Raw genomic sequence first — 25,249 nt, forward strand, 5'->3', positions numbered from 1 at the left:
TAATGCTTATTTTTTATTTATCGTTTTTGTACTGTGGCTGGTTCAGTACTGCCGCATATCCGGCGACGAGCTGCTGTTTTCTTGCGGTGCTTTCGGTGGGTCTTCTGCAATGCCGCAGTTCCAGTTGATCATCAGAGCGTCGCCGCTGATGGTCTGCATACCCTGGAGGTTAATCGCAGTGCCGTTAAGAAATATTTTGCCGTCTTGCGTCAGCACCAGCCGGGCTTGTCCGCAACGTAGCTCCAGATGTTCCCCGGCTGAATAGACGGCCACCTTGCCGGTACTCTCGGTTTTGCTTTTGCCCACAGTAAAGGTGACGTTCTCCCCGACACTGACGTTATAACCCTTACCGACCAGCAACGACTTTTGTATCCCTACTTGAGAGGACTGTGTCAGCGCCACTGAGGTGTTCATCACGCCGCCCACCGTGGTCTGGTACGCCACCCCCACCGTCAATGCACGGACCACCCCCACCGTTTCTGCCTGGTTCAGACCGACAGTAATACTTTGGTTCTGCCCCACGGTCTCTTTCTGGTTCTGCACCACCGTTTGCACCTGGTTCTGCTTCACGGTAATACTCTGGTTACCGCCAATGGTTTCGGTATGGTCCACTTTCACGTCGGTGGTGCGGTTATTGAGCACTTCGGTATCCATGTTTTTTTGCGCATGGATATAGACCTGCTCCTGGCCTGTTGCATCCTCAAAGCTCAGCTCATTAAAACCGTCGCCTTTATAGGTTTTTGACCGAATGGTCATCTTCGTTTTCGTATCCGGCAGGTCACCCGGCGAGCGGTTATCTTCGTGGTAGGTGCGGCCCATCACGATGGGCTGATCCGGGTCGCCGTTGAGGAAATCGACAATGACTTCCTGACCCACGCGGGGAATGGCGAGGTTGCCGAAGCCGGTTCCGGCCCAGGCCTGAGAGACCCTTATCCAGCAGGAGCTGTCCTCCGTTCCGCCGTGATAGCGGTCCCACAGAAATTTCACCCGTATCCGGCCATGCTCGTCACAGAAGATTTCTTCACCGTCCGGACCGGTAACCACTGCACTCTGCGGGCCGTCCACTTTCGGTTTTTGTTGTGGTCTGGCGCGCCAGGTCCGCTCTGCGGGTATGACGGTGAAATGGTTAGTGAGTGAGGTTCCCGCGCCCTGACTGCCATGCTGAGCCTGGGGCTGTATACCTGTCAGCGAGCTGCTCGTTACCTGCCACTCCCGGTTAAGACTGACAGACGGATGGCCGGTAAGGGTAAAGCGGGTTCCCGGCCACAGTCCGGGCGAATTACTCTCGCAGACAGCCGTTTCGGCACCACTGCGCCAGCCTTCCATTTTGTAGCGGGTGAAGTTCTGGCCGTGCTGCTCATCCTTGAAGCGGCCCGGATAATCAAAAATCTCATACTGTGCCCGTTGTCCGTTCAGGCTGTCGGCCTCATGGTCATAGATGCCCGGCCAGTCGGGGACTTTAAAGGTGTAGTCCTGGCTCTGCACAGAAGAGGGGCTGACGGTGGCTTCATAGCGGAACACGCTGATGTGCTCTTTAGTGGCTTCCGTGGTCGCGTTCGGGTTAAACGTGATGGAGTCAGGTATCTGGTGCAGTCCGGCGACGTTATCGCACAGTGACAGCTTTTGTTGTGGTGAATCCCGGGCACCTGCCACTCCCGGTTAAGACTGACAGACGGATGGCCGGCAAGGGTAAAGCGGGTTCCCGGCCACAGTCCGGGCGAATTACTCTCGCAGACAGCCGTTTCGGCACCACNGGTCAGGTATCTGGTGCAGTCCGGCGACGTTATCGCACAGTGACAGCTTTTGTTGTGGTGAATCCCGGGAAGGCCGGTCAAAAAAGAAGATGCCTTCTTCTGCCCACAGACGGGTCAGAAAGGCGAGGTCAGACTCACCATACTGTACGCAGAATTCACGGGTCGGATGGTCTTCATTAAACCGGTCTGTCCAGTCGGTGACGCCGTTTTCTCGTAGCAGGATGTCGGATATGGTCAGGATATCCTGCTGCTGGAAGATACGGAAGTTCTGCCGCAGGGCAGAGCGCCAGAGGGGAGGGTGAATGACGAAGCGATAGAGCATCTGCCAGCCATTATTCTCTTTCGTCCCGAAAGTGGCGATGACCCCGCTGACATAACGCAGTACCGTTTGTCCCTGCCAGAGAGTCAGTGTGGCGTTCTTTTCGAGTAACGTATCTGCGGTTTGTCTGAAGGAATCACTGGCGACATCAACCTCAAGGGTAAACGGGCATGAATAATCCTGTTTTAACGCAAAGCTGACAACAGCGAAAATATCCGGTTCCTGACCATCCACTTCCAGAGTAAAGCGCAACCCTTCTAACGACATAAATTCCTCCCTGACGTGAACAGGAAAATGTTTTAATGTTTGGGCTTACAGAAGCGTTACGCTCATTTTTGGGAATGCTACCGCCGAAGTTTCCGGCGCCTGCCATCTCCCAAGATGAATACGTAACGCTGTACCTACAGAGCTGATTTTCTGTTACAGCAGTTTGTCTGTGTGATCTGAACATAATTACCCTCCTCTCTAAACCTTGGATTGATTTCCACTCGACAATCCATTTCGGCGGTTGATTTCAAGTTGAAGTAGAAGGGAACATTTACTTGGTCAATTCATTTCATAAAAACATGTGGTGATATCTATTTGTAGACTACTTAAAGATTTCAGGTGCCTTCATAATGACTATTTATCTCATGATTTTTAAAGTACAAAATCGGATGAGCAGAAAAGAAAAAAGGAGTTGTCTTTTACATCTTGTTGTTCTGTATCCTTTCAGCATTAAACAATGAAGATATAAATGAATGGCATAAAAGCATTTTTGTGATCAATGCTAATGCTGAGGAAATGCGACATGTGTGCATCTTAATGATTCATGCGGTTTCATATGATAATAAGTTTCCTGTCGAGTAAATAAAAGCCAAGGATAATCAGGTGGCAGCATACCATTGTTTTAGGATAAACATAAGCTACATTTTATAAATATAATCAATGGTGATAATAACGGCTAATTCATAACTGTGGCAAATTAAATAATGGAAAGTGTAAGTGATAAATTAAAAACAAGTAATTTTGTTATTTCAAGGTGACATAATGTGAATATTTTAAATAATATTATCAGGTATCTTGTCGAGATATTTAATGTGGCTATCAGCACATTTATTATTAGCCTTTGCTTGATTTTTCTATTTATGTTTGATACCTGGCAGGAAAAAATAATTGCCATCGTTATGACATTTTGCATTGTTTATGTATTCACCCTATGTTTTAGTAAAATACTGTCTAAAAGAATCAATGTATCTAGTGGTGTTTTTGAGCTGCTTTCAGGGCCGTTACTGATTGTGGGGAGTATATCTTGCATATCCATGCTTGACCTTTGGCCAGCGAAGGTAGTAGGGATGTTTGTATGGATAGTCATTATTTTGTTTTTGTCATCAGTGGTTGGCAAAACAAAAAAATAAAAAAGGGAATGTTGAAATATTATAATTCAAGCTGGGTGTGTGTATGAATCCATTACATTTCGTGTTTGTTGATGGTAATGGTGTTTTTGATTTCAAATCCGAAGTGTTATTTTTGCATCTTCATCGTTTTATATTTATTTCTGTTGAAAATAGCAAAAAAAAATCTGGATGACGCCAATAAGCAGTAACCAGAACCAGGACTGATGCATGGGCTAAAAGCAAAAACCCCCGCCTAAGCGAGGGTTCTGAATGAGTGGTGCCCGGACTCGGAATCGAACCAAGGACACGGGGATTTTCAATCCCCTGCTCTACCGACTGAGCTATCCGGGCAACGGGGCGCATTAAACCTGATTCGCTCCGCTTCGTCAATGAAATTTGCGATTTTCATTGCAGACTGCACAATCTATCACCACTTTCGCCTGTTTGCACGAAGGCTCAGGCAAAAAAGGCGGTCCAGGCGGCGGAAAGCGGCATTGCCAGTACCAGCGCAGGCAGCATATTCACTACCGCGAACATCTTGATGCCGCAGATGCGCAAGCCGGTCGCCACCAGTAACAACCCCCCCACAGAAGTGAAATCGGCCATCATCATTGGCGTGGTCATCGGCAGGATCATCGACGCGCAAACTGCCAGCGACAGCTGGATCGCCAGCATCGGCGCGCAGATCGCCGCAACCGCGATGCCCAGTGAGCAGGCGAAGATCGTCGCGGTGAAGAAATCGAGAAAAGACTTCGCAATCAGAATGCTGGGATCGCCAGTCATCCCTTCGCGCATGGCACCGAAAATCCCGGTGCCGCTGGCGCAAAAGAGAATAATGATCGCGACATAGCTCTGGATAAACGTTTCATGGGTGCCGTGCGCGCCGCTGCGTTTGCCGCCGGATTTCATCATCAACTGCTGGATTTTACCCACCGCAGTGTTGATGCCTTTTTCGAGATAGCAAAACTCGCCAATCAGCGCACCTACCAGCGTTGCGAGTACCATTACTGGCAAATTCGCGCATTTAATAACCAGCAAAATTCCAATACCCAACGACGCCAGGCCAAAAATGGACGTCATGGAAACGCGAATGCGTTCCGGCAGGCGCTGGCTCAGTACGGCGCCCAGCACACCGCCCAACAGGACGGCACCCGCATTAATAAAAGGGCCAATAACCAAAAGAAACTCCTGTTAATTACTCGCTATAGCTGCATTATTATTGCATCAATACCCCAACGCATGGGGATCAAACCCAGTGGATTTGCATAAACAATGCATCTTGCACCCATACATGAAAGGTGCCATGATTGCGCAAGTTTACTCCTTTCCAGAGATGGGGCCGACAGTGATGACCACTTCATTACGCATTTGCCAGCACCCATGCGCGCACCAGCGTAGGTTATCCCACACTTCCGCATTGCTTTCTATGATCCCCATGCGGTGAAGCTAACGAAGTACCACCGTTGATTAATCCTCTTTCATTTCCCCGAAACGGGTCTATTTGCTTATGAAATCAATGAAAATAGCTGCCAGCCACGCGCTGGTTTCCCGACTCTCCACGCACCGGGATGTGGTGGCGCTGGACAGCACCGATTTCACCGATGTGGCAGGCGCGGGTGTTTNNCAGTACGTTGAGATGGGCAACAGCACCTTTGCCTGCCCGGGGCACCAGCACGGCGCGTTTTTCAAAAAGCATCCTGCCGGGCGTCAGTTCTATGATTTCTTTGGCGAGAATATTTTTCGCGCTGACATGTGTAATGCCGACGTCAAACTCGGCGATCTGCTGATCCACGAAGGCGCCGCGAAGCACGCGCAGAAATACGCGGCGAAAGTGTTTAACGCCGATAAAACCTGGTTCGTGCTGAACGGCACCTCGGCGGCGAATAAAGTGGTCACTAACGCGCTGCTGACGCGTGGCGATCTGGTGTTGTTCGATCGTAATAATCACAAGTCGAACCATCACGGTGCATTGATTCAGGCAGGGGCGACGCCGGTGTATCTCGAAGCGGCGCGCAACCCGTTCGGCTTTATTGGCGGGATTGATGAACACTGTTTTGATGAATCTTATCTTCGTGAATTGATTAGCGAGGTTGCGCCTGAGAAAGCGGAGGAGTCACGTCCGTTCCGCCTGGCGGTGATCCAGCTCGGCACCTACGATGGCACCATTTATAACGCCCGCCAGGTGGTCGACAAAATTGGTCATCTCTGTGACTACATCCTGTTTGACTCGGCGTGGGTGGGTTACGAACAATTCATTCCCATGATGGCTGACTGTTCGCCGTTGCTGCTGGATCTTAACGAGAACGATCCGGGGATTTTCGTCACTCAGTCGGTACACAAACAGCAGGCGGGCTTCTCGCAAACCTCACAGATCCATAAAAAAGATAACCATATCCGCGGCCAGGCGCGTTTCTGCCCATACAAGCGGCTGAATAATGCGTATATGTTGCATGCTTCCACCAGCCCGTTTTATCCGCTGTTCGCGGCACTGGACGTCAACGCGAAAATCCATGAAGGCGAGAGCGGGCGGCGGCTGTGGGCAGAATGCGTTGAGATGGGGATCGAGGCGCGCAAGGCGATCGTCGCTAACTGCAAGATGATCAAGCCGTTTATTCCACCAGAGGTGGCGGGGCGACCGTGGCAGGATCACCCCACGGAAGCTATTGCTCGGGAACGTCGCTTCTTCAGTTTTGGTCCAGGCGAACGCTGGCATGGTTTTGAAGGCTACGCGCAGGATCAGTACTTTGTCGATCCCTGCAAACTGCTGCTGACGACGCCGGGTATTGATGCGCAAACCGGGGAATACACCGATTTTGGCATCCCGGCGACTATTCTTGCGAACTACCTGCGTGAAAACGGCATCGTGCCGGAGAAGTGCGATCTGAATTCGATCCTCTTCCTGCTGACACCAGCCGAAAGCCCGGAGAAACTGGCGCAACTGGTGGCGATGCTGGCGCAGTTTGAGCAGCATATTGAAGACGATACGCCGCTGTCGGTGGTGCTGCCGACGATTTATCAAAAATATCCGGTGCGCTATCGCGACTACACCCTTCGCCAGCTGTGCCAGGAGATGCACGATCTTTACGTCAGCTTTGCGGTGAAGGATCTGCAAAAAGCGATGTTCCGCAAAGCCAGCCTGCCACCGGTGGTGATGAATCCGCAGGACGCCAACCGCGAGTTTATTCGCGGCAATGTTGAACTGGTGCGTCTGAGTGAGGCCGAAGGGCGGATCGCTGCCGAAGGCGCGCTGCCGTATCCGCCGGGTGTCCTTTGCGTGGTACCGGGCGAAATCTGGGGTGGAGCGGTACTGCGTTACTTCCTGGCGCTGGAAGAGGGCGTCAATCTGCTGCCGGGCTTCTCGCCGGAGCTACAAGGTGTGTACAGCGAAAAAGACGCCGATGGCATCAAGCGTCTGTACGGTTACATGCTGAAGCGCGCTGAGGCCTGATACGCATTCCCCTCTCCGCCGGGAGAGGGGAATGGTGCTGACGGTTATTTCCGGCGATAGCCCTTCTGCGCGCTGTTCACCTTATACAAATAGCGACGCGATTCCGCGGACGGGTGGCGAGTCGTCAGCGTCTGGTAGACATCGCCAGGCGCCATGCTGTTGATAATGCTTGCGGCACGGATTTTATCGTCGGAGAAGACCCGCAGTACGCTGCCGGCACCGCCGTTGTAGGCAGTGATCACCGCATAGCGGCGCGAGGTCGGGTTGTCGATCCCGGAGAGATAAACATTATTCAGTATCGCCAGGTAGGCGGTGCCGGTATCAATGTTGCTTGCCGGATCAAACAGATAGCTGCGGCTCGGCGTCCCTGATTTCCCCTGCGCACGGAACACATCTTTACCCGCACTGTGCTGAACCACCTGCATCAGGCCCAGCGCGTCTGAACGACTGACCGCATAGGGGTTAAAGGAGGATTCGGTCTGCATAATCGCCAGAATCAGCGACTCGTCGATGCCGTATTTACGCGCGGACTGGCGCACCATGCCAAGATATTTATGCGCACGTTTGTCGAGGTGGTTCGGCACCAGGTTAATGGTGATGCTGTAGATCACATGCAGGCCGTTGCTGCGGCTCTTCATGCGGTTTTGCAGCAGCCAGTCGGCAAAGCGTGCGGCGCGCCACTCCCAGCGGATCGGCTCCCCGNCACGACCTGGCCGTACAGGAATGGCTCTTTGGAGATCTGGATATCGTCGGCGTCTGAATAGAGGTCGATCGAACCCGGATCGTCGCCCATCAGCAGGGTTTTGATGATCGTCTGGCGCAGACGCGCGGCCGGCTCGGTACCAGCGATGGTCTCAACGGTGAGGGTACCCGCATCAAAGTTGATGTGGCTGCGGGTCTGATACTGATCGGTATACTTAACGTAGTCCTTCGGGCCCGCCACCAGAACTTCGTTGTATCCCCAGATGTTTTCAATGTTATGGGCAAATTGCCCCATCAGAATGTCAAATCCGTTGGTGTCCTTGACCCAGGCTTCGTTATACGAATCACCTTTTTTCGAGCCGGAACACGACACAAGCAACGGCGCAATCAGGGCTAGCGCTAAGAGTTTTTTCATCATTCCGGGAGTGCGTGTTGTTGAGTTTAAAGCCCCGCGGGGCTTCTTATTTTTCCGGCGGCGTATAGCCTTCGATATGCACCTCTTTGCCCTCAAACAGGAAGTTAACCATTTCCTGCTCAAGCAGCTTGCGGTGCTCCGGGTTCATCATGTTGAGCTTTTTCTCGTTGATCAGCATGGTCTGCTTATGCTGCCACTGTGCCCAGGCTTCTTTGGAGATCTCGTTGTAGATCCGTTTGCCGATCTCGCCCGGGTAAAGCTGGAAATCCTGACCTTCAGCGTCGCGCTGCAGGAACGTACAAAAAATGGTTCTGCTCATGATAAATCCTCTTCTTCGGCCAGGGACTACACCAGTGCCCCGGCGCGTAACTGCTGTAACAGACGCTCCACGGGTGCCGCCAGCCCAACGGACGGTGGCAGGGCTAAGTTATACCAGAGAGCGCTGCCTTCATCCATGCATGCGGAGACGGAGTGCACATCAAGCCACATCGGCACAATATCCAGATGGAAGTGGCTGAATGTATGGCGAAACGCGTTACGTTGCATAAGATTATCTGATTTTATTCCCCGCTGCGCCAGCCACTCGCGAAGGGCGGTTTCGCTCTCAAACTGCGGAAAACAGAACAGGCCGCCCCATAACCCCACCGGCGGACGCTGCTGGAGAAACACCTCGTCGTCATGCTGCATGATCAGGAAATAACCGGTGCGTTCTGGCAATGTTTGCTTCGGCTTTTTCCCCGGATACTGCGTCCAGCTGTTGTTGGCGTGTGCGACGCAAAGCGTATTGAGCGGGCAGAGTTCGCACTTCGGTTTAGAGCGGGTACAGATCATCGCCCCGAGATCCATCATCGCCTGGTTGAAACGCTCAACGCCGTTGGCGGGCGTGATCTGTTCGCTAATCTCCCACAGACGGTTTTCCACCTCTTTCTTCCCCGGCCAGCCGCTGACGGCGTAACAACGCGCCAGCACGCGCTTCACGTTGCCGTCAAGAATGGGGAAGTGTTTTCCGAGCGAAAGCGAAAGAATCGCACCCGCCGTCGAACGTCCGACGCCTGGCAGCGCGGCAACCTCTTCAAACGTTTCCGGAAATTTACCGTGATGCAGCGTGGCGACCTGCTGCGCCGCTTTATGCAGATTGCGCGCGCGGGCGTAGTAGCCGAGCCCGGTCCACAGGTGCAGCACTTCATCTAACGGCGCGTTAGCCAGGTCGGTAACGGTGGGGAAACGCGCCATAAAACGCTCAAAGTAGGGGATAACCGTTGTCACCTGCGTCTGTTGCAGCATGACCTCAGACAGCCAGACTTTATAAGGCGTTTTTTCAATTTGCCAGGGCAGGGTTTTACGCCCGTATTTGTCGTACCAGTCCAGCACCTGGGCTGAAAATTGAGAGGCTTGCATGGTTATCGATTCGCATTATCAGGGAGGCAAATTCCAGCACAGCGCCCCGGCGGTGTAAACAGGATCTTTCCCATGCTTGCATACTCTCCCTAACTTTGGATAATGCCCGTTTCCCGAACATTCTCACAAGTAGACATAATTTTTATGAATAACGACGTCATCTCACCGGAATTTGATGAAAACGGTCGCCCGCTGCGCCGTATCCGTAGCTTTGTCCGCCGCCAGGGGCGCCTGACGAAAGGGCAACAGCATGCGCTGGATAACTACTGGCCGGTGATGGGCGTCGAATTCAGCGAACAACCGGTTGATTTCGATACCCTGTTTGGCCGCTGCGCGCCGGTCACGCTGGAGATTGGTTTTGGTATGGGCGCGTCGCTGGTGGCGATGGCGAAAGCGAAGCCGGAACAGAATTTCCTCGGCATCGAAGTGCATTCCCCGGGTGTCGGCGCCTGCCTCAGCTCTGCGCACGAAGAGGGCGTTGAGAACCTGCGGGTAATGTGTCACGACGCGGTGGAAGTACTGCATAAAATGATTCCTGACAATTCTCTGAACATGGTGCAGCTCTTTTTCCCTGACCCGTGGCACAAAGCACGTCATAATAAACGCCGTATCGTTCAGGGACCGTTTGCTGAACTGGTCAAAAGCAAGCTGAAGCTCGGTGGTGTATTCCACATGGCGACCGACTGGGAGCCGTATGCGGAGCATATGCTGGAAGTGATGTCCTCGCTGGATGGCTATAAAAACCTGTCAGAAAGCAACGACTATGTACCGCGCCCGGAATCACGTCCGGTAACCAAATTTGAACAACGTGGCCATCGTCTTGGTCACGGCGTATGGGACTTAATGTTCGAGAGGGTGAAATAATGGCAAAGAACCGTAGCCGTCGTCTGCGTAAGAAAATGCACATCGACGAATTCCAGGAATTAGGATTTTCGGTCGCGTGGCGTTTTCCGGAAGGCTCAAACGAAGAAATCATTGATAAAACCGTTGATGACTTCATCAATGAGGTCATTGAGCCTAACAAACTGGCGTTTGACGGCAGCGGCTACCTGGCCTGGGAAGGGCTTATCTGCATGCAGGAAATCGGTAAATGCACCGAGGAGCATCAGGCCATAATCCGCAAGTGGCTGGAAGACCGCAAATTCGAAGATGTACGCATCAGCGAACTTTTCGACGTCTGGTGGGACTAAGTTAACGAAAGGGCCGGCACATGCCGGCCCGTTTTGTCTTGNNACTACGCTGCTGGCTGCGGCTCTGATGCTAACGACGTTCGCCGCCCAGGCCGATTATCAATGCAGCGTCACCCCGCGTGACGATGTAATTCTGAGCCCGCAAACCGTCCAGGTGAAAGGGGAGAACGGCAACCTGGTCATCACGCCGGACGGCAACGTGATGTACAACGGCAAACAGTACAACCTCTCCGCAGCCCAGCGTGAGCAGGCGAAAGATTACCAGACCGATTTACGCAGCGCGCTGCCGTGGATTGATGAAGGCGCCCGCTCCCGCGTCGAAAAAAGCCGCGTGGCGCTGGATAAAATCATCTCTGAGCAGGTCGGTGAAAGCAGCAGCATGCGCGGTCGCCTGACCAAACTCGATGCCCAGTTGAAAGAGCAGATGAACCGCATCATTGAGCATCGCAGCGATGGCCTGACGTTCCACTATAAAGCGATCGATCAGGTGCGTGCCGATGGTCAGCAACTGGTAAATCAGGCGATGGGTGGCATCCTGCAGGACAGCATCAACGAAGTCGGTGCCAAAGCGGTGCTCAAAGGCGGCGGCAATCCGCTGCAGGGTGTGCTTGGCAGCCTCGGCGGTTTGCAGACCGCGATTCAGAACGAATGGAAAACCCAGGAAGATGATTTCCAGAAGTTCGGTAAAGACGTCTGCGCGCGTGTGGTGTCGCTGGAAGACAGTCGCAAAGCGCTGGTAGGCACCCTTAAGTAGTCAATTGAGCGGCTTTCTGTTTCCGGACAGAAAGCCGCTAATTCAGAATTCATTTACCCGTCCCGACGGGACGCATCCTTTATCCTGTGCGGAGTCATTCAACTTCCACAAGGATACCTTCGTGAAAATACAGGGAATCGTAACCGCATCGCTGCTCTTCTTTGCCTCTCTGGCGGCGTCGGCAGACACTCATGCCCCCACTTATCCGGTGCTGAGCCAGCAGTTCAGCGAACAGTACAATGGCCTCTTTCATCTTGACGCTATCACCCTCGAACCCCTCGACGCGCGCGGCAATCAGGCGACGTATTCGGTAAAAGGTGATATGTCGGCGACGGAAGATCTGTACGCCATCGTCGGCATGGCGGCGGATTACCAGCTGGTGGAAAAAACCTGGACCAAAGGCAAGCCGGTGAAATTTTCCGCCATGATGACCGCGACCGGCACGCCAGAATCCGGCTGGACGACATCGTTCCTTTCCATGCAGGCGGCGGCGAAAAACGTCGGTCATCCGCTGGAGGACGTGAACAATCAGGATAAATACCTCATCGTGAACGACTTTGGTTTCGATGCGCGGCTGGCGAAAATTAACGCCGACTTTGCCGCGCTGAAAGCAAAACAGCAGGTATCGTTGACCCGGCAAAAAGAGCTTGAGCAGGAAATCGAGACGCTTGAACGGCAAATCAATGCCAGCTGGGGTGAGGATAAAAACGGCAAGCCGCTGAGCCGGAACGATGTGCAAACCGCGCTGTTTCAGGAGCTGTATCAGTTTAGCCGCGACAACGATCCGCTGAAGTTTGAAAATAATTACAACGCCACGGTTTACGAGCCTGCGCTGGCGGCCTGCCAGAAAAAAACGGACTGCGATGCGACACCGCTACGCAAGGCGCGGGATATCGCCCTGAGCGACCAGCAGCGCAAGTATTCGGTTCAGCACAAGATCATGAGCAACAAGATCAAAGACGAAATGGCGGCGCGGGATAAAGCGCTCCAGCCGTTGTGGCACAAGCAGGGCGAACTGAATGCTGAACTGGTGAAGCTGAGCGTCAACAGTGAAGAGCTGCAGCGCCGTTTAGAACGCTGGGATCGCGATATCTCTTATCTGCGTCGAAACGGCGTTATTCACTAGCTTACTCTTCGTCGGCGAGGAACAGCTCAAGCAGCGAGTTGAGGAACAGCTTACCGTGCACGGTGATCTGCCAGAATTGCTCGCACTCGGTGAGATACCCCTGCGCCAGCGCCTCGTCGATTTGCGGGCGAATCACCGCTTCCGTTAAGCCGGTGTAGCGGGTGAACTCGGCGCGTGGCGCTGGCTCAAGCAGACGAAAACGGTTCATAAAGAATTCGAACGGTTTGTCTGCCGCTGCCACGTCGTGCTGGCGTTCAAGATAACGACCTTCCATATAGCCGCGCGGGTGACGCGTTTTGGCGGTGCGCAGAATACGACCGTCAGGGAACGTCACTTTGCCATGTGCGCCGCAGCCAACCCCAAGATAGTCGCCAAAGCGCCAGTAGTTGAGATTATGCTGGCACTGGTAGCCCGGTTTCGCATACGCCGAGGTTTCATATTGCTGATAACCTGCCGCCGTCAGGAGCTGGTGGCCCTGCTCGAAGATATCCCACAGCGCATCGTCGTCAGGCAGTACCGGTGGGCGTGAACCAAACAGCGTGTTCGGCTCAATGGTAAGCTGATACCAGGAAAGGTGCGGCGGGTTCAGTTCGATAGCCTGGCGCAAGTCATCCAGCGCTTCGTCGAGACGTTGATCCGGCAAGCCGTGCATCAGATCGAGGTTAAAGCTACGCAGTCCGAGACCGCTCGCCAGCCGTGCGGCACGTTTTGCCTCTTCCGGCCCGTGAATGCGCCCCAGACGCTGCAGTTTGGCTTCGCTGAAGCTTTGCACGCCGATGGAAATGCGATTCACCCCTGCGCGCTGGTAGTCGGTGAAGCGGTCTGCCTCAACCGTGCCGGGGTTTGCTTCCATGGTGATTTCCGCATCCGCAGCAAGACGCAGACGGGCGCGAACGCCGTCGAGCAGGGTCTGCATGGCCTCGCCGGAAAGCAGGCTCGGCGTACCCCCACCGATGAAAATCGTCTTTACTTCGCGACCCTGCGCGTATGGCACGTCCGCGTCCAGATCGCGCAACAGATGCTGAACGTAGTCGTCGTGCGGCACTTCGCCCTTCAGCGCGTGCGAGTTAAAGTCGCAGTACGGGCATTTCTGCACGCACCACGGAATGTGAATGTAAAGACTCAGCGGCGGTAAATCAGCCATTGCGTAAAGCTTCCAGTAACGTTTTCAGTGCCTGACCCCGGTGGGAAATGGCGATTTTTTCTTCGCGGGTCAGCTCGGCGGCGGTTTTACCTTCTGACGGTACAAAGAAAATCGGATCGTAGCCAAAGCCGCCCTGACCGGCAGGTTCGCGGGTAATGACGCCCGGCCAGCGGCCATGGCACACCAGCGGAGTAGGATCGTCGGCATGACGCAGGTAAACCAGCACACAATGGAACTGCGCCTGGCGCTGTCCGTCCGGGACATCTTTCAGCGTTTCCAGCAGCTTTTCCAGATTCTCACGGTCGGTGGCATCCACGCCTGAGTAGCGTGCGGAGTAAATCCCCGGCGCGCCGCCAAGCGCATCAACCGCCAGACCGGAGTCGTCGGCAATCGCCGGCAGGCCGGTGATCTGCGCTGCATGGCGCGCTTTCAGAATCGCGTTTTCAATAAACGTCAGGCCTGTTTCTTCAGCCGAATCTACGCCGAGCTCCGTCTGAGCAACAATATTGAGGCCAAAATCGCTAAGCAGCGTAGCCAGTTCACGCACTTTACCGGCGTTACCGGTGGCGAGGACAACTTTTTGCATGGGATATCCTAATTTATCAGCGCCGCGACGTCAGTCGGGATGTTTTGCGGATCGATGATTTTAACTTGCTTATGACGACCAAGTTCGCCTTTTTCAATGATGACCTGGCTTTTGGCTACCCGAAACTGTTTTGCGAGGAATTTTATCAGGTGCGCGTTGGCCTGACCGTCAACCGGCGGGGCGGTGATGGCGACTTTTAATTCGTCGCCATGCACGCCCACGATGCTGTCCCGGCTGGCTTTCGGCTGAATGTACAGCCGAAGCACCAGCCCGTCGTTCGAAGGGATGACAGCACTCAAGCCCAGCTCCAGATGATGGCCAGCGGCATGGAGAGGTTGGTCAGCAATTCGCCGACACCCATGTTAATGACATACATCAGCAGTACGAGGATCATCGGGGAAAAGTCGATGCCGCCCATTGACGGCAGGAAGTTGCGGATCGGGCGCAGCAGCGGATCCGCCAGTTGCATCAGCACATATTCTACCGGGCTGCGGCCCTGGCTGACCCAGCTCATGATTGCCATTGCCAGCAGTACCCAGAAGATCAACGACCCCAGCGTTTTGACCAGCACCAGCAGCGCGGCAATCGCGATGGCGGCACCGCCGACAGAAACGTACGGGCAGAAAAAGCCTTTAATGGCGCACAGGATCAGCGCAATCAGCAGCGAGGCGCTGTCAATTGGCCCCATCGAAGGCAGAATGCGGCGCAGCGGCCCGACAACAGGCTGGGTGACTTTCACGATGAACTGGGAAAAGGGATTGTAAAAATCACACCGTGCCCACTGCATCCAGATACGAAGCAACAGCACCATCGTGTAAATCTGGAGAACCAGAGCTAACAAAGTGGACAAGGTAATCATGGCGTTCCTCAGTTTCCTTTATTTTTTTGTGTAATCGCGCGCACCAAAAATGGCGGTGCCGATGCGTACCATAGTGCTACCTGCCGCGATGGCCGCGTCCATATCATCCGACATGCCCAGCGAGAGTGTATCGACCGTCGGGTAGCGTGTTTTCAGTTCGGCAAATGCTACTGCCATTTGTCGGGCAACAGCAAACTGCCTTTCATACTCGGTTTCCGGCGCTGGAATGGCCATCAGACCACGAAGCTGAATGCCTGGCAGCTCGACGATTTCCGCCGCCAGCGCATCCAGTGATGCGAGTGGGATCCCGGATTTGCTCTGCTCGTCACTGATATTAATCTGGATCAGCACGTTGAGCGGCGGCTTATCTGCAGGCCGCTGTTCGCTCAGTCGGGTGGCGATTTTCAGACGATCAACGGTATGACACCAGTCGAAATGCTCTGCCACCAGACGGCTTTTGTTGGACTGCAACGGGCCAATAAAGTGCCACTGCAAATCGCGGTGGCCGGCTTCCTGAAAGTAGCGGATCTTATCCACCCCCTCCTGAACGTAGTTTTCACCAAATGCGCGCTGACCCGCCGCAATGGCTTCTTCGATGGCGCTCGCAGGTTTTGTTTTACTGACTGCAAGCAGCGTAACTTCTTCTGAATCGCGGCCGCATCGTGCAGCAGCACTCAGGATTTTGTCCCGGACCTGTGCCAGGTTATGCGCAATGTCGTTCATTTTTCCTGGTGGGTATATGGATATACAAGAAATTGTGGAGCTTAGTGTAAAGCATAACGTCTCGGATCTACACCTGTGCAGTAGCAGACCGCCGCGCTGGCGACGGCAGGGGCGACTCGAGCCGGCGCCGATCCCGGCACTCGATGTGGAATCATTAATTGCGGGCTGGCTTTCAGCGGCGCAGCGCGAAGCATGGCAGACCCGTCATCAGGCTGATTTCGCTGTCGCGCTAAATGACGGTAAACGCCTGCGCGCCAGCGCGTTTATGAATATGCAGGGGGTATCGCTCGCGCTGCGGCTGTTGCCGGAACGGTGCCCGCAGCTGGCGTCGCTTACCGCACCCCCGGCGCTGGAAAATCTGCTGCATGAAGAGAGCGGACTGATCCTGGTGACTGGCGCGACCGGCAGCGGGAAATCCACCACCCTGGCGGCGATGGTGGATCACCTTAACCATCATCTGGACGGGCATATTCTGACGCTGGAAGATCCGGTGGAGTTTATTCATCACAGCGAGCGGTGTCTGATCCAGCAACGTGAACTGGGGCCGCACTGTTTATCTTTTGCTGACGGGTTACGCGCCGCGCTGCGACAGGATCCTGATGTGATCCTGCTCGGCGAGCTTCGCGATCGGGAAACCATCAAACTGGCGCTGACGGCGGCGGAGACCGGGCATCTGGTGCTGGCAACGTTACATACCCGCAGCGCCGCCTCAGCGGTTGACAGGCTGGTGGATGTCTTTCCGGCACAGGAGAAAGATCAGGTGCGTAGCCAGCTTGCCGGGGGCCTGTGTGCGGTGCTGGCGCAAAAGCTGGTGGCGGACAAACAGGGCGGCCGGGTGGCACTGTATGAGCTGCTGGTGAATACGCCCGCTGTCGCCAACCTGATTCGCGAAGGGAAAGGGCACCAGTTGCCTGGCGTCATGCAGACCGGGCAACAGTCCGGCATGCAGATCTTTACGCAGAGTTATCAGCAACGAGTTGCCGCAGGTAAAATTTAAACTGTGAACTTGATGGTCATCAATTTTGTTTGCTGCCTTTTTTATCTGATAATTGCAATAAATCATTATCGATATAAATATATACAAGCGGTGAAATAGAATGAAACATAAAAAATATTGATGTTGTTATGTCGTTATGGCGAATTCTTCAAAGCGTGGATATTCTCTTTCTACAGCAATATCTCATGTGACACCGGCGTTCGAAATGAGGGCTTGGGATGTGATGATGAACAAATTGCGAGCAATGCATTAGATTATGTTGTGATTGGTGCAAAAGAAATGCTGATATCTTTTGACTACTCTCGCACGTTCGTTCTATCCTGATAATGGAAATAGGATGTTTCCTATAAAATATTGTTTCATTTTTGCTGTTATTTTAGAAAATAGTGAAAATTGGATGTTTTACTTTCGCTTCATTTAGCCACCATGAAGGTGAACGTCAACTAAGGAGAGTTTAAATGATTGATGTATCGGAGAAAATGCAGAGCGCGCGGCAACTGCTGCTCATTACCCATCCTTCTGTTCAGGCAAATACTTTTGCTTCGTACCTTTCCGATCTGCTGCAGATTTCAGTAGCGGTTCATAATATTAATAAGCCCCTGACACACCGTTTGCCAAAAGGTGTAGTGGTGTTATTTGATATCGCGATATCTAACAAAAAGCTGAATGGCATCTGGCGTGATTTTATTCGCACGCAGGCGGACGCGCCTCGTTTGTTAATTATCAATAGCGCGCAAAAGTATGAGTTATACGAAATGGCGCAATGGCCTTCGTTATACGGTGTATTCCGTCATGACGATGATGAGTCGCGCTTATTTGACGGAATTCGTGCCGTGTTAAATGGCGAACAGACGGCAGAACTGAGCGTAATGCATCCGGCGATGTATGCGGCAGATAATAATACTGACGCCGATATGAGTGTTCCGCTGACCGAACGTGAGTGCGAAATCCTCAATGAATTACGTCACGGCGCGACGAACATGGATATCGCACGGGCGCTGTTTATCAGTGAAAATACCGTCCGCACTCATCTGTACAACGTTTTCCGCAAGCTGAGTGTAAAGAACAGAACCCAGGCGGTGAGCTGGGCGAATGAGCATTTGCGTCACTGACTGTGATGGTTACCGGGTGCCGCAGGCGCACCCGGATTAATAGCCTTGCTCGAAGAAACTTTCCAGAATAATGACGGCGGAGGCGGAGTCGACGCTGCCTTTATTGAGCGCCCGGAAGCCACCTCGCTCAAACAATCCGGATTTGGCTTCCACCGTGCTCAGGCGTTCGTCGTGCAGCGTGACCTTCACGCCAAAGCGGCCATGAATTTTGTTGGCGAAATTGCGCGCGCGGGCAGTCAGTGGCTGCTCTGTTCCGTCCATGTTCAACGGTAAGCCGACGATAACGTTTTNNGCTCAATGCTGTTCCAGTCCGGGTTGCCGTCCTGCGCTTTGAGCGCATTCAGCGGACGCGCAGTGCCGGTAATGCGCTGACCTACCGCCACTCCGATGCTTCTTGTACCGAAATCAAATGCCAGCAACGTTCCGCTCATTATGCGTGCCCCGCCACACCTGGCATGGTCAGAATATCGATGCCGATAAGCTTTGCCGCTTCACGCCAGCGGTCGGCGATGGGCGTCCTGAACAGAATATTCAGGTCTGCCGGCGCGGTCAGCCAGGCGTTATCGAGGATCTCCTGCTCCAGTTGCCCCTTCTCCCAGGAAGAGTAACCGAGCGCCACCAGCACCTGAGACGGCTGCTCTGCGGTGCCAAGCGTTTCAAGCACATCGCGGGAGGTGGTAATCACGGTATTGTCGGAAATGCGGATGCTGGAAGAGAAATCAGACGGCGGCGTATGGAGAATAAAACCACGATCTTCAGCCAGCGGACCCCCGAGCATAACCGGCTTATCCAGACGAACGGCAGGATCGCGCGGTTCAGGAACAATCTTCAGTTTATCCAGAATGCCTTCAACCTGAAGATTTTCCAGCGGTTTATTGATGATAATCCCCATGGCGCCATCATCATTGTATTCACAGATATAAACGACAGAGCGACGGAAGATCGGATCCTGAAGCGCAGGCATGGCAATAAGAAAGTGGTGCTGTAAATTCATTGTCAGAGGTTCTGTGTCCTGTTTTAAAAAGCAGCACCCAGTATGCTGGATAAACAAGGGTGCTGTCGAGCGCGGGCGGTTTCCCTGCCGCCCGCGTAGTTTACTTCGCCAGACGCTTTTCGATAGCATCCATCAGCATACCGGTGATGGAAATCGGAAATTCTGCTTCGATTTCGCGAATGCAGGTCGGGCTGGTGACGTTAATTTCTGTCAGACGGTCACCGATGATATCAAGACCGACGAAGATCAGCCCTTTCGCTTTCAGCGTTGGGCCCACTTTTCGGGCAATTTCCCAGTCGCTTTCTGACAGCGGACGCGGTTCGCCACGTCCACCGGCCGCCAGGTTACCACGCGTTTCACCGCCCTGTGGGATACGCGCCAGGCAGTAAGGCACCGGTTCACCGTCAACCACCAGCACACGCTTATCGCCGTCTTTGATTGCGGGCAGATAGTTTTGCGCCATGCAGTAACGGGTGCCCAGCTCGGTCAGGGTTTCTGCAATCACCGCAATGTTAGGGTCGCCTTCTTTGACCCGGAAAATGGACGAGCCGCCCATACCGTCCAGCGGCTTCATGATGATATCGCCATGCTTCTGCCAGAAGGCTTTTAGCTGCGTTTTGCTGCGGGTGACCAGCGTTTCCGGGGTCAGGTCTGCAAACCAGGCGGTGTACAGTTTTTCGTTACAATCACGCAGGCTCTGCGGCTTGTTGACGATCAGTGTGCCTTTCTCTTCTGCGCGCTCCAGGATATAGGTTGCGTAGATGTATTCGGTATCAAACGGCGGATCTTTACGCATCAGGATCACGTCGAGATCGGCGAGCGCCAGATCCTGCTCGCTGCTGAACTCGTACCATTTGTCATAGTTCTGTTCAACGCTGAACTGGCGCGTACGCGCGCGGGCTTCACCGTTGATAAGATACAGATCGTTCATCTCCATATAATGGAGTTCGTAACCACGACGCTGTGCCTCCAGCAGCATAGCGAAGCTGGAGTCTTTCTTGATGTTGATGTTCGCAATGGGATCCATCACGATGCCGAGCTTAATCATTATCATCTCCTGTAAAGCATCAGCCCAGGTCGCCAAAGCGCACTTGCAGTGCGGTAATGGCGGTGAGCGCGGTGGTTTCTGTACGCAGAACGCGAGGTCCCAGCAGGATATCAGTAAACTGATAGCGTGCGGTCATGGCGATTTCATCCGCCGACAGGCCGCCTTCCGGGCCAATCAGCAAACGCACGCGTTCCACCGGCAGCGGCAGCGTATTGATACTCTGGCTGGCGCGCGGGTGCAGGTTCAGCTTCAGGCCGCTATCCTGCTCAGCGCACCAGGCTTCCAGATCCATCGCCGGGCGAATTTCCGGCACCTGGTTCCGGCCGCACTGTTCGCATGCTGCAATGGCGATTTTCTGCCACTGCTGGATCTTCTTGTTCAGGCGTTCAGCGTCCAGTTTAACGCCGCAGCGTTCAGAAAACAGTGGCGTAATGAGGCTTACACCAAGTTCGATCGATTTCTGGATAGTGAATTCCATTTTTTCACCGCGCGACATCACCTGGCCTAAGTGAATATGGAGTGGAGACTCGCGATCGTCCAGGGTAGCGCGCTTAACGCTGACCCGAACGCTTTTCTTATCCGCCTGGATAATGTCGGCATCAAACACCTGATTACTGCCGTCAAAGAGCTGCACCTGCTGACCAGTCGTCATGCGCAGCACGCGGCCAACATGGTTGGCTGCATCGTCGGAAAGGGCAATCTGGCTGCCCACAGTGAGGCTTTCAGGATGATAAATGCGGGGGATACGCATAGCTGTTGATATCCGGACTCTGAATTTACAATGGCCGCTAGTGTAGGTTAGCTCTTTTGTAGCTGGCAAGCGCGCTGGACGTACGGGTTATGGTTGCCCTGTATTTTTGCGATTCGCGCATCCCGCTGGCATTCCCATTCCGTAACCGGATACAACTTCGCCCATGCATTGAACAGCTGCGTTTGCTGGCGCGACAGGCTGAGCTGGTAGCGATCGCGCATATAAAACCACGTGCGGGCGATGCTGCCACGGGCGCGCGGCGGCGGCTCAGCGCGTTTATTTTTGAAATCAACCTTCATGGCGCACTGGCCATACTGACCTTCGCCGCCGTTCCACTGGCTGTACATAAAGTTTCCGCGGTCACCATTCACCTCGCCAACGGCGGGCTGCAGGTTATGCATATCGCTTTCCATCTGCCGGTAAACGGGATCTTTGGCGCAGTTTTTACGCCCACCCTGCTGCCAGCACTGGCGCTGATGGCCAAACTGCCACGCGGGAACCACGTGCTCCCACTCAATACGGCTGGCACGGTTTTCATTTTTGCGCACTTTATAGCCACAGGACCCGAGATCCACGACGCCTTTTTTTCCCTGCCAGTTAATTTTACAACCGCAGTAAAAATCACCAGGAACATCGGCATTCACCTTCACACCAGCGGCTTTGGCCTGCGAAAAACTGTGAATACCGGCAGCGAAAAGCGGGCCTGAAAACGCCGTCACCAGGCAGGCAACGGCAAAAGACAATGTACGGGACATCACAAACTCCGTTTTAAAGCGAGCTCGCAACGTAACGAAAGATGTTCAGGGATGCAATCAGTTAGATCATGAAAGTTCTTGATAATGTTGGCGGTTATTCAGACATCAATGGTTCGCCGCACTGTCTGCAACGATAAACTGCCTCGCCACGCACTACCCGATTGTGCCGCCGGACGGTGAGCTGATGCTGCTGACACTTACAGCGGTAGGGGAAGGTATTGGTGCGTACTGAACCGAGCTCAAACCGGTGCGTGCGCCGGGCGGGAACGCTGAGCACATCCTCCATCATCCATTTCCATTCTTTGCCATGGGGCGCAACGCGGCCAAAGGTTTTCCACACCAGCAGGTGCGCGAGCTCATGAGGGACAACGTCGTCGATGAATTCCTGCCCGTTCTCCATCAGCAAAACGGGGTTGAGACGGATTTCGTAGGTGTCCAGCCACGCGGTGCCCGCCGATGTGCCGCGTTGATGGTACACCAGTGTGGGTTCGGGGTAGTTGCGGCCAAGTTTCAGGTTGGCCTGAGCCAGTTTATCGCGCAGACAGCGCATAACAGCCTGCTGAGTGGCGATTGGGATACGCGGGGTTTTCATAACGCCAGAGAATAATTCGATGCCGGGGGGAGTGCAATAAGAAGCTTCCTCCCGAAAGGGAGGAAGCGGGGGAAGTTAGTCGTGCGCGCCGATTTCACGTAAAGGACGACCGCGCATCAGGTTGCGTTCGATGTGCTCCAGCGACACGTGTTTGGTTTCCGGCACCAGCCACAGCGTCAGGACAATGAACAGCAGATTCAGGCCGCCGTACACCCAGAAGGTGTTGGCGTTGCCAAGCGAGTTAAGCATGGTCAGGAAAGTCGCACCGACAATCATGTTGGCGATCCAGTTAGTGGCGGTGGAGCAGGTAATGCCAAAATCGCGGCCTTTCAGCGGCTGGATCTCAGAACACAGCACCCAAATCAGCGGACCGGCGCTCATCGCAAAACCGATGATGAACATCAGCAGCATCGCCACGGCAAAATACTGTGCAGTGGTGGAGTGGATGCCAACGTGCATCATGGTGCCGAGCACGCCCATGCCTGCCGCCATCACCAGGAAGCCAAGGATCAGCGTCGGTTTACGGCCCCAGCGGTCAACCAGACCAATCGCGATGAAGGTCGCCAGCACGTTGGTCAGGCCGACGATCACCGTGCCCCACATCTGCTCGTTGGTGTTGGTGTACCCCGCCAGCTCAAAGATTTTTGGCGCGTAATACATAATGACGTTCATGCCGGTGAACTGCTGCATCACCTGCAGCAACACGCCGAGGAACACCGCGCGGCGGAAGTTGCTGTTCTCTCTGAACAGCGCCCAGCCGGTCTGTTTAACCTTCAGGCTTTCGCGGATCTCTTCCAGCTCGTTACGCGCTTCGGTGCTGCTGTCGCGCAGACGTAACAGCACCCGTTCGGCATCGTGGAAACGCCGTTTCGCCGCAAACCAACGCGGGCTGTCCGGCAGGAAGAAAACGCCAATCAATAGCAGGATCGCCGGGATGATAATCACACCGAGCATCCAGCGCCAGGCACCGCTGTAGCTGAAGGCGGTATCGGATAAGTAAGCCCCGAGTATCCCGATGGTGATCATCAGCTGATACATCGAAATCATACTGCCGCGGATTTTTTCCGGCGCAATTTCCGAGAGGTAAAGCGGTGCGGTATAGGACGCGACGCCAACCGCCAGACCCAACAGCACGCGGGAGATAATCAGCACTTCAACGTTTGGTGCGGCAGCAGAGCACAGCGAGCCCGCGACAAACAAAATGGCACCAATCATCAGGCTCTTTTTACGCCCGAGGCGGTACGAGAGCCAGCCGCTGCCCACGGCGCCGACGGCGGCACCAAACATCATCGAACTCACAACCCATTCTTGCGTGTGCGCATTGATCTGGAACTCATCGGTGATGAAGGGCAACGCCCCCGCAATGACACCAATATCAAGGCCAAACAGTAATCCCGCCAGGGCTGCGAGAAAACAGACAAAAAACGTCATCGCCTTGTTAGAACGCCCCTGTTTGTGATTGCCAGGCATTATGCCCTCCGATTGAATTATCAGTTTTGTCGATATTAAGGGTAGGCCAGTAAAACGGGTTCGAGTGTGATGCACATCACAATGGTGTAATCGGTTACACTGCGTGGTTTAAATCGTCAATAAAAATAACTATTTATATCATACAGTTAATTAATATTAAGCGAAGCGTAATAAACCATTTTCAGAGTAAACCGAAAAACGGTGTAACAACGCATTTTGCATGTCTGGAATGAGAGAAAACCGGAAAGGGTCAGAAGTAACACGCAGTGTAATCGCTTCCATCATGCTTAAGGAAACGACAGGCGAGTCAGATAACGCGGCGCAGGATTAATAATAGCAGCAATAAAAAAGGCCAGCATTTCGCTGGCCGTTTAACGCATTGCGCGGGTGAATTATTTCAGACCGGCAGCGTCACGCAGCAGCGCGGCTTTGTCGGTTTTTTCCCACGGGAAATGTTCACGACCGAAGTGACCGTAGGCAGCGGTTTCTTTGTAAATCGGGTGCAGCAGATCCAGCATCTGGATCAGGCCGTACGGACGCAGATCGAAGAATTCGCGTACCAGCAGCGTCAGCTGTTCGCTCGGCACTTTCTCAGTCCCGAAGGTTTCCACCATGATGGAGGTCGGTTCAGCCACGCCGATGGCGTAGGACACCTGAATTTCACAGCGGTCAGCCAGACCGGCCGCCACGATGTTTTTCGCCACATAACGCGCCGCGTACGCTGCAGAACGGTCAACTTTCGACGGATCTTTACCGGAGAACGCACCGCCACCGTGACGGGCCATGCCGCCGTAGGTATCCACGATGATTTTACGACCCGTCAGACCGCAGTCGCCCATCGGGCCGCCGATAACAAAACGTCCGGTCGGGTTAATGAAGAATTTGGTCGACGCGTTCAGCCATTCTGCTGGCAGAACCGGCTTGATGATCTCTTCCATCACCGCTTCCTGCAGCGCTTTCTGATCGATGTCTTCCGCGTGTTGCGTGGACAACACCACAGCATCGATACCGGCGATTTTGCCGTCGTCGTACTGGAAGGTTACCTGACTTTTCGCATCCGGGCGCAGCCACGGCAGCGTGCCGTTTTTGCGCACTTCAGCCTGACGCTGCACCAGACGGTGCGCGTAGGTGACAGGCGCGGGCATCAGCACGTCGGTTTCGTTGGTGGCGTAACCAAACATCAGGCCCTGATCGCCCGCACCCTGCTCCAGCGGATCGGCACGGTCAACGCCCTGGTTGATGTCCGGGGACTGTTTACCAATCGCGCTCAATACGGCGCAGGAATTGGCGTCAAAGCCCATATCGGAATGCACATAGCCAATTTCGCGGACGGTGTTACGGGTGATCTCTTCGATATCAACCCATGCGCTGGTAGTGATTTCACCACCGACCAGCACCATGCCGGTTTTGACGTAGGTTTCACAGGCAACGCGTGCTTTCGGATCCTGCTCGAGGATCGCGTCGAGGACGGCGTCGGAGATTTGGTCAGCAATTTTGTCTGGATGCCCTTCAGATACGGACTCGGACGTAAAGAGGTGTTTTGCCATGTTTTATTTCACCTAAGGAGAATACGTTAAGCTCAAACTTTTGTATCCGTTGGCTTTTCTGGATGATTCCGCTGATGGAGCGGTCAATAGCCACAAGAAGTCTGAGTGTTAATCAGTATAGATGGATTAACATCTGGATGGCTATTTTAGGTGATTTATTCATCGGATTGCCAGTTTTTTTTGATGCAG

Annotated in this window: 24 protein-coding genes, 1 tRNA gene and 3 pseudogenes; 8 read left to right on the forward strand and 20 right to left on the reverse strand. The window is 53.8% G+C overall.

What is annotated here, in order from left to right; translation table 11 throughout:
* Positions 1 to 42: 42 nt before the first annotated feature.
* Together tssI and GM30_RS23630 are read right to left on the reverse strand one after the other, a co-directional pair.
* Positions 43 to 1,653 (reverse strand): type VI secretion system tip protein TssI/VgrG, encoded by a 1,611-nt coding sequence (gene tssI, locus GM30_RS02415; protein ID WP_072094010.1) that lies wholly within the window; start codon positions 1,651 to 1,653, stop codon positions 43 to 45.
* 102 nt (positions 1,654 to 1,755) lie between these two features.
* Positions 1,756 to 2,340, reverse strand: a pseudogene (locus GM30_RS23630) (contractile injection system protein, VgrG/Pvc8 family); the annotation flags it as partial.
* Between the two features lie 764 nt (positions 2,341 to 3,104).
* On the opposite strand from GM30_RS23630, the gene GM30_RS25370 reads away from it, so the two are divergent.
* Positions 3,105 to 3,470 (forward strand): hypothetical protein, encoded by a 366-nt coding sequence (locus tag GM30_RS25370; protein WP_080993370.1) that lies wholly within the window; start codon positions 3,105 to 3,107, stop codon positions 3,468 to 3,470.
* A gap of 254 nt (positions 3,471 to 3,724) precedes the next feature.
* Here GM30_RS25370 and GM30_RS02425 read toward each other — a convergent pair.
* Together GM30_RS02425 and GM30_RS02430 are read right to left on the reverse strand one after the other, a co-directional pair.
* Positions 3,725 to 3,800 (reverse strand) — tRNA-Phe (locus tag GM30_RS02425).
* A gap of 105 nt (positions 3,801 to 3,905) precedes the next feature.
* The gene (locus GM30_RS02430; RefSeq protein ID WP_049847346.1) at positions 3,906 to 4,628 is read right to left on the reverse strand and encodes a DUF554 domain-containing protein; all 723 of its coding nucleotides are present in this window, start codon (positions 4,626 to 4,628) and stop codon (positions 3,906 to 3,908) included.
* Positions 4,629 to 4,956: 328 nt separating this feature from the next.
* On the opposite strand from GM30_RS02430, the gene GM30_RS02435 reads away from it, so the two are divergent.
* Positions 4,957 to 6,897 carry an ornithine decarboxylase gene (locus GM30_RS02435; protein WP_049847347.1) on the forward strand — a complete coding sequence of 647 codons (1,941 nt, stop codon included), beginning with the start codon at positions 4,957 to 4,959 and terminating at the stop codon, positions 6,895 to 6,897.
* A gap of 44 nt (positions 6,898 to 6,941) precedes the next feature.
* Here GM30_RS02435 and mltC read toward each other — a convergent pair.
* The 3 genes and pseudogenes from mltC to mutY all read right to left on the reverse strand — a co-directional run bounded on the left by mltC (position 6,942) and on the right by mutY (position 9,418).
* Positions 6,942 to 8,014 (reverse strand): annotated as a pseudogene (gene mltC, locus GM30_RS02440) (membrane-bound lytic murein transglycosylase MltC).
* A gap of 46 nt (positions 8,015 to 8,060) precedes the next feature.
* A complete protein-coding gene (locus GM30_RS02445) occupies positions 8,061 to 8,333 on the reverse strand; it encodes an oxidative damage protection protein (protein ID WP_038158211.1) in 273 nt (90 codons plus the stop codon).
* A gap of 26 nt (positions 8,334 to 8,359) precedes the next feature.
* Positions 8,360 to 9,418 (reverse strand): A/G-specific adenine glycosylase, encoded by a 1,059-nt coding sequence (gene mutY / locus GM30_RS02450; protein WP_049847348.1) that lies wholly within the window; start codon positions 9,416 to 9,418, stop codon positions 8,360 to 8,362.
* A 138-nt stretch (positions 9,419 to 9,556) separates the two neighbouring features.
* On the opposite strand from mutY, the gene trmB reads away from it, so the two are divergent.
* From trmB to GM30_RS02470, 4 genes are all read left to right on the forward strand, one after another.
* A complete protein-coding gene (gene trmB / locus GM30_RS02455) occupies positions 9,557 to 10,276 on the forward strand; it encodes a tRNA (guanosine(46)-N7)-methyltransferase TrmB (RefSeq protein WP_049847349.1) in 720 nt (239 codons plus the stop codon).
* Positions 10,276 to 10,602: a YggL family protein gene (locus tag GM30_RS02460; protein ID WP_049847350.1), complete on the forward strand. Its 327-nt coding sequence runs from the start codon at positions 10,276 to 10,278 to the stop codon at positions 10,600 to 10,602. Before trmB ends, GM30_RS02460 begins: the two co-directional genes overlap by 1 nt.
* 49 nt (positions 10,603 to 10,651) lie before the next feature.
* Positions 10,652 to 11,356, forward strand: coding sequence for a YggN family protein (locus GM30_RS02465; protein WP_274519034.1), 705 nt, complete (start codon positions 10,652 to 10,654; stop codon positions 11,354 to 11,356).
* A 121-nt stretch (positions 11,357 to 11,477) separates the two neighbouring features.
* On the forward strand, positions 11,478 to 12,482 hold the full coding sequence (locus GM30_RS02470; RefSeq protein WP_049847352.1) for a DUF1202 family protein: 1,005 nt from the start codon (positions 11,478 to 11,480) through the stop codon (positions 12,480 to 12,482).
* A 1-nt stretch (position 12,483) separates the two neighbouring features.
* Here GM30_RS02470 and hemW read toward each other — a convergent pair whose 3' ends face one another.
* The 5 genes from hemW to GM30_RS02495 are packed head-to-tail and all read right to left on the reverse strand — an operon-like array spanning position 12,484 to position 15,794.
* Complete coding sequence (hemW, locus tag GM30_RS02475) at positions 12,484 to 13,626, reverse strand: radical SAM family heme chaperone HemW (protein ID WP_049847353.1); 1,143 nt, start codon at positions 13,624 to 13,626, stop codon at positions 12,484 to 12,486.
* Positions 13,619 to 14,212, reverse strand: a complete 594-nt coding sequence (rdgB, locus tag GM30_RS02480; protein ID WP_049847354.1) for an RdgB/HAM1 family non-canonical purine NTP pyrophosphatase — start codon at positions 14,210 to 14,212, stop codon at positions 13,619 to 13,621. The genes hemW and rdgB overlap by 8 nt, the downstream gene beginning before the upstream one ends.
* Before the next feature lie 8 nt (positions 14,213 to 14,220).
* Positions 14,221 to 14,511 (reverse strand): DUF167 family protein YggU, encoded by a 291-nt coding sequence (gene yggU, locus GM30_RS02485; protein WP_049847355.1) that lies wholly within the window; start codon positions 14,509 to 14,511, stop codon positions 14,221 to 14,223.
* Entirely contained in the window at positions 14,508 to 15,071 is a 564-nt protein-coding gene (locus GM30_RS02490) for a YggT family protein (protein ID WP_049847356.1), read from the reverse strand. Before GM30_RS02490 ends, yggU begins: the two co-directional genes overlap by 4 nt.
* An 18-nt stretch (positions 15,072 to 15,089) precedes the next feature.
* Positions 15,090 to 15,794, reverse strand: a complete 705-nt coding sequence (locus GM30_RS02495) for a YggS family pyridoxal phosphate-dependent enzyme (protein WP_049847357.1) — start codon at positions 15,792 to 15,794, stop codon at positions 15,090 to 15,092.
* Between the two features lie 16 nt (positions 15,795 to 15,810).
* Between GM30_RS02495 and GM30_RS02500 the strand changes: the two genes are divergently transcribed.
* Both GM30_RS02500 and GM30_RS02505 read left to right on the forward strand, forming a co-directional pair.
* Complete coding sequence (locus GM30_RS02500) at positions 15,811 to 16,791, forward strand: type IV pilus twitching motility protein PilT (RefSeq protein ID WP_049847358.1); 981 nt, start codon at positions 15,811 to 15,813, stop codon at positions 16,789 to 16,791.
* Between the two features lie 458 nt (positions 16,792 to 17,249).
* Entirely contained in the window at positions 17,250 to 17,903 is a 654-nt protein-coding gene (locus GM30_RS02505; RefSeq protein WP_049847359.1) for a LuxR C-terminal-related transcriptional regulator, read from the forward strand.
* 36 nt (positions 17,904 to 17,939) lie between these two features.
* On the opposite strand, the pseudogene ruvX reads toward GM30_RS02505, so the two are convergent.
* The 8 genes and pseudogenes from ruvX to metK all read right to left on the reverse strand — a co-directional run bounded on the left by ruvX (position 17,940) and on the right by metK (position 25,060).
* Positions 17,940 to 18,334: pseudogene (gene ruvX, locus GM30_RS02510) on the reverse strand (Holliday junction resolvase RuvX).
* A complete protein-coding gene (locus tag GM30_RS02515) occupies positions 18,334 to 18,897 on the reverse strand; it encodes a YqgE/AlgH family protein (RefSeq protein ID WP_049847360.1) in 564 nt (187 codons plus the stop codon). The pseudogene ruvX and the gene GM30_RS02515 overlap by 1 nt, the downstream one beginning before the upstream one ends.
* Positions 18,898 to 18,997: 100 nt before the next feature.
* Positions 18,998 to 19,945: a glutathione synthase gene (gshB, locus tag GM30_RS02520; protein ID WP_049847361.1), complete on the reverse strand. Its 948-nt coding sequence runs from the start codon at positions 19,943 to 19,945 to the stop codon at positions 18,998 to 19,000.
* A 19-nt stretch (positions 19,946 to 19,964) separates the two neighbouring features.
* A complete protein-coding gene (gene rsmE / locus GM30_RS02525; protein ID WP_049847362.1) occupies positions 19,965 to 20,696 on the reverse strand; it encodes a 16S rRNA (uracil(1498)-N(3))-methyltransferase in 732 nt (243 codons plus the stop codon).
* 47 nt (positions 20,697 to 20,743) lie between these two features.
* Positions 20,744 to 21,451, reverse strand: coding sequence for a deoxyribonuclease I (endA, locus tag GM30_RS02530; protein WP_049847363.1), 708 nt, complete (start codon positions 21,449 to 21,451; stop codon positions 20,744 to 20,746).
* 94 nt (positions 21,452 to 21,545) lie between these two features.
* Complete coding sequence (locus tag GM30_RS02535; protein WP_049847364.1) at positions 21,546 to 22,043, reverse strand: SprT family zinc-dependent metalloprotease; 498 nt, start codon at positions 22,041 to 22,043, stop codon at positions 21,546 to 21,548.
* A gap of 75 nt (positions 22,044 to 22,118) precedes the next feature.
* Positions 22,119 to 23,513, reverse strand: coding sequence for a sugar porter family MFS transporter (locus tag GM30_RS02540; RefSeq protein ID WP_049847365.1), 1,395 nt, complete (start codon positions 23,511 to 23,513; stop codon positions 22,119 to 22,121).
* A 392-nt stretch (positions 23,514 to 23,905) separates the two neighbouring features.
* Complete coding sequence (gene metK, locus GM30_RS02545) at positions 23,906 to 25,060, reverse strand: methionine adenosyltransferase (RefSeq protein ID WP_049847366.1); 1,155 nt, start codon at positions 25,058 to 25,060, stop codon at positions 23,906 to 23,908.
* Between the last annotated feature and the right edge of the window lie 189 nt (positions 25,061 to 25,249).

The sequence above is a fragment of the Trabulsiella odontotermitis genome (assembly GCF_001188485.1).
GTDB classification, from domain to species: domain Bacteria; phylum Pseudomonadota; class Gammaproteobacteria; order Enterobacterales; family Enterobacteriaceae; genus Trabulsiella; species Trabulsiella odontotermitis_A.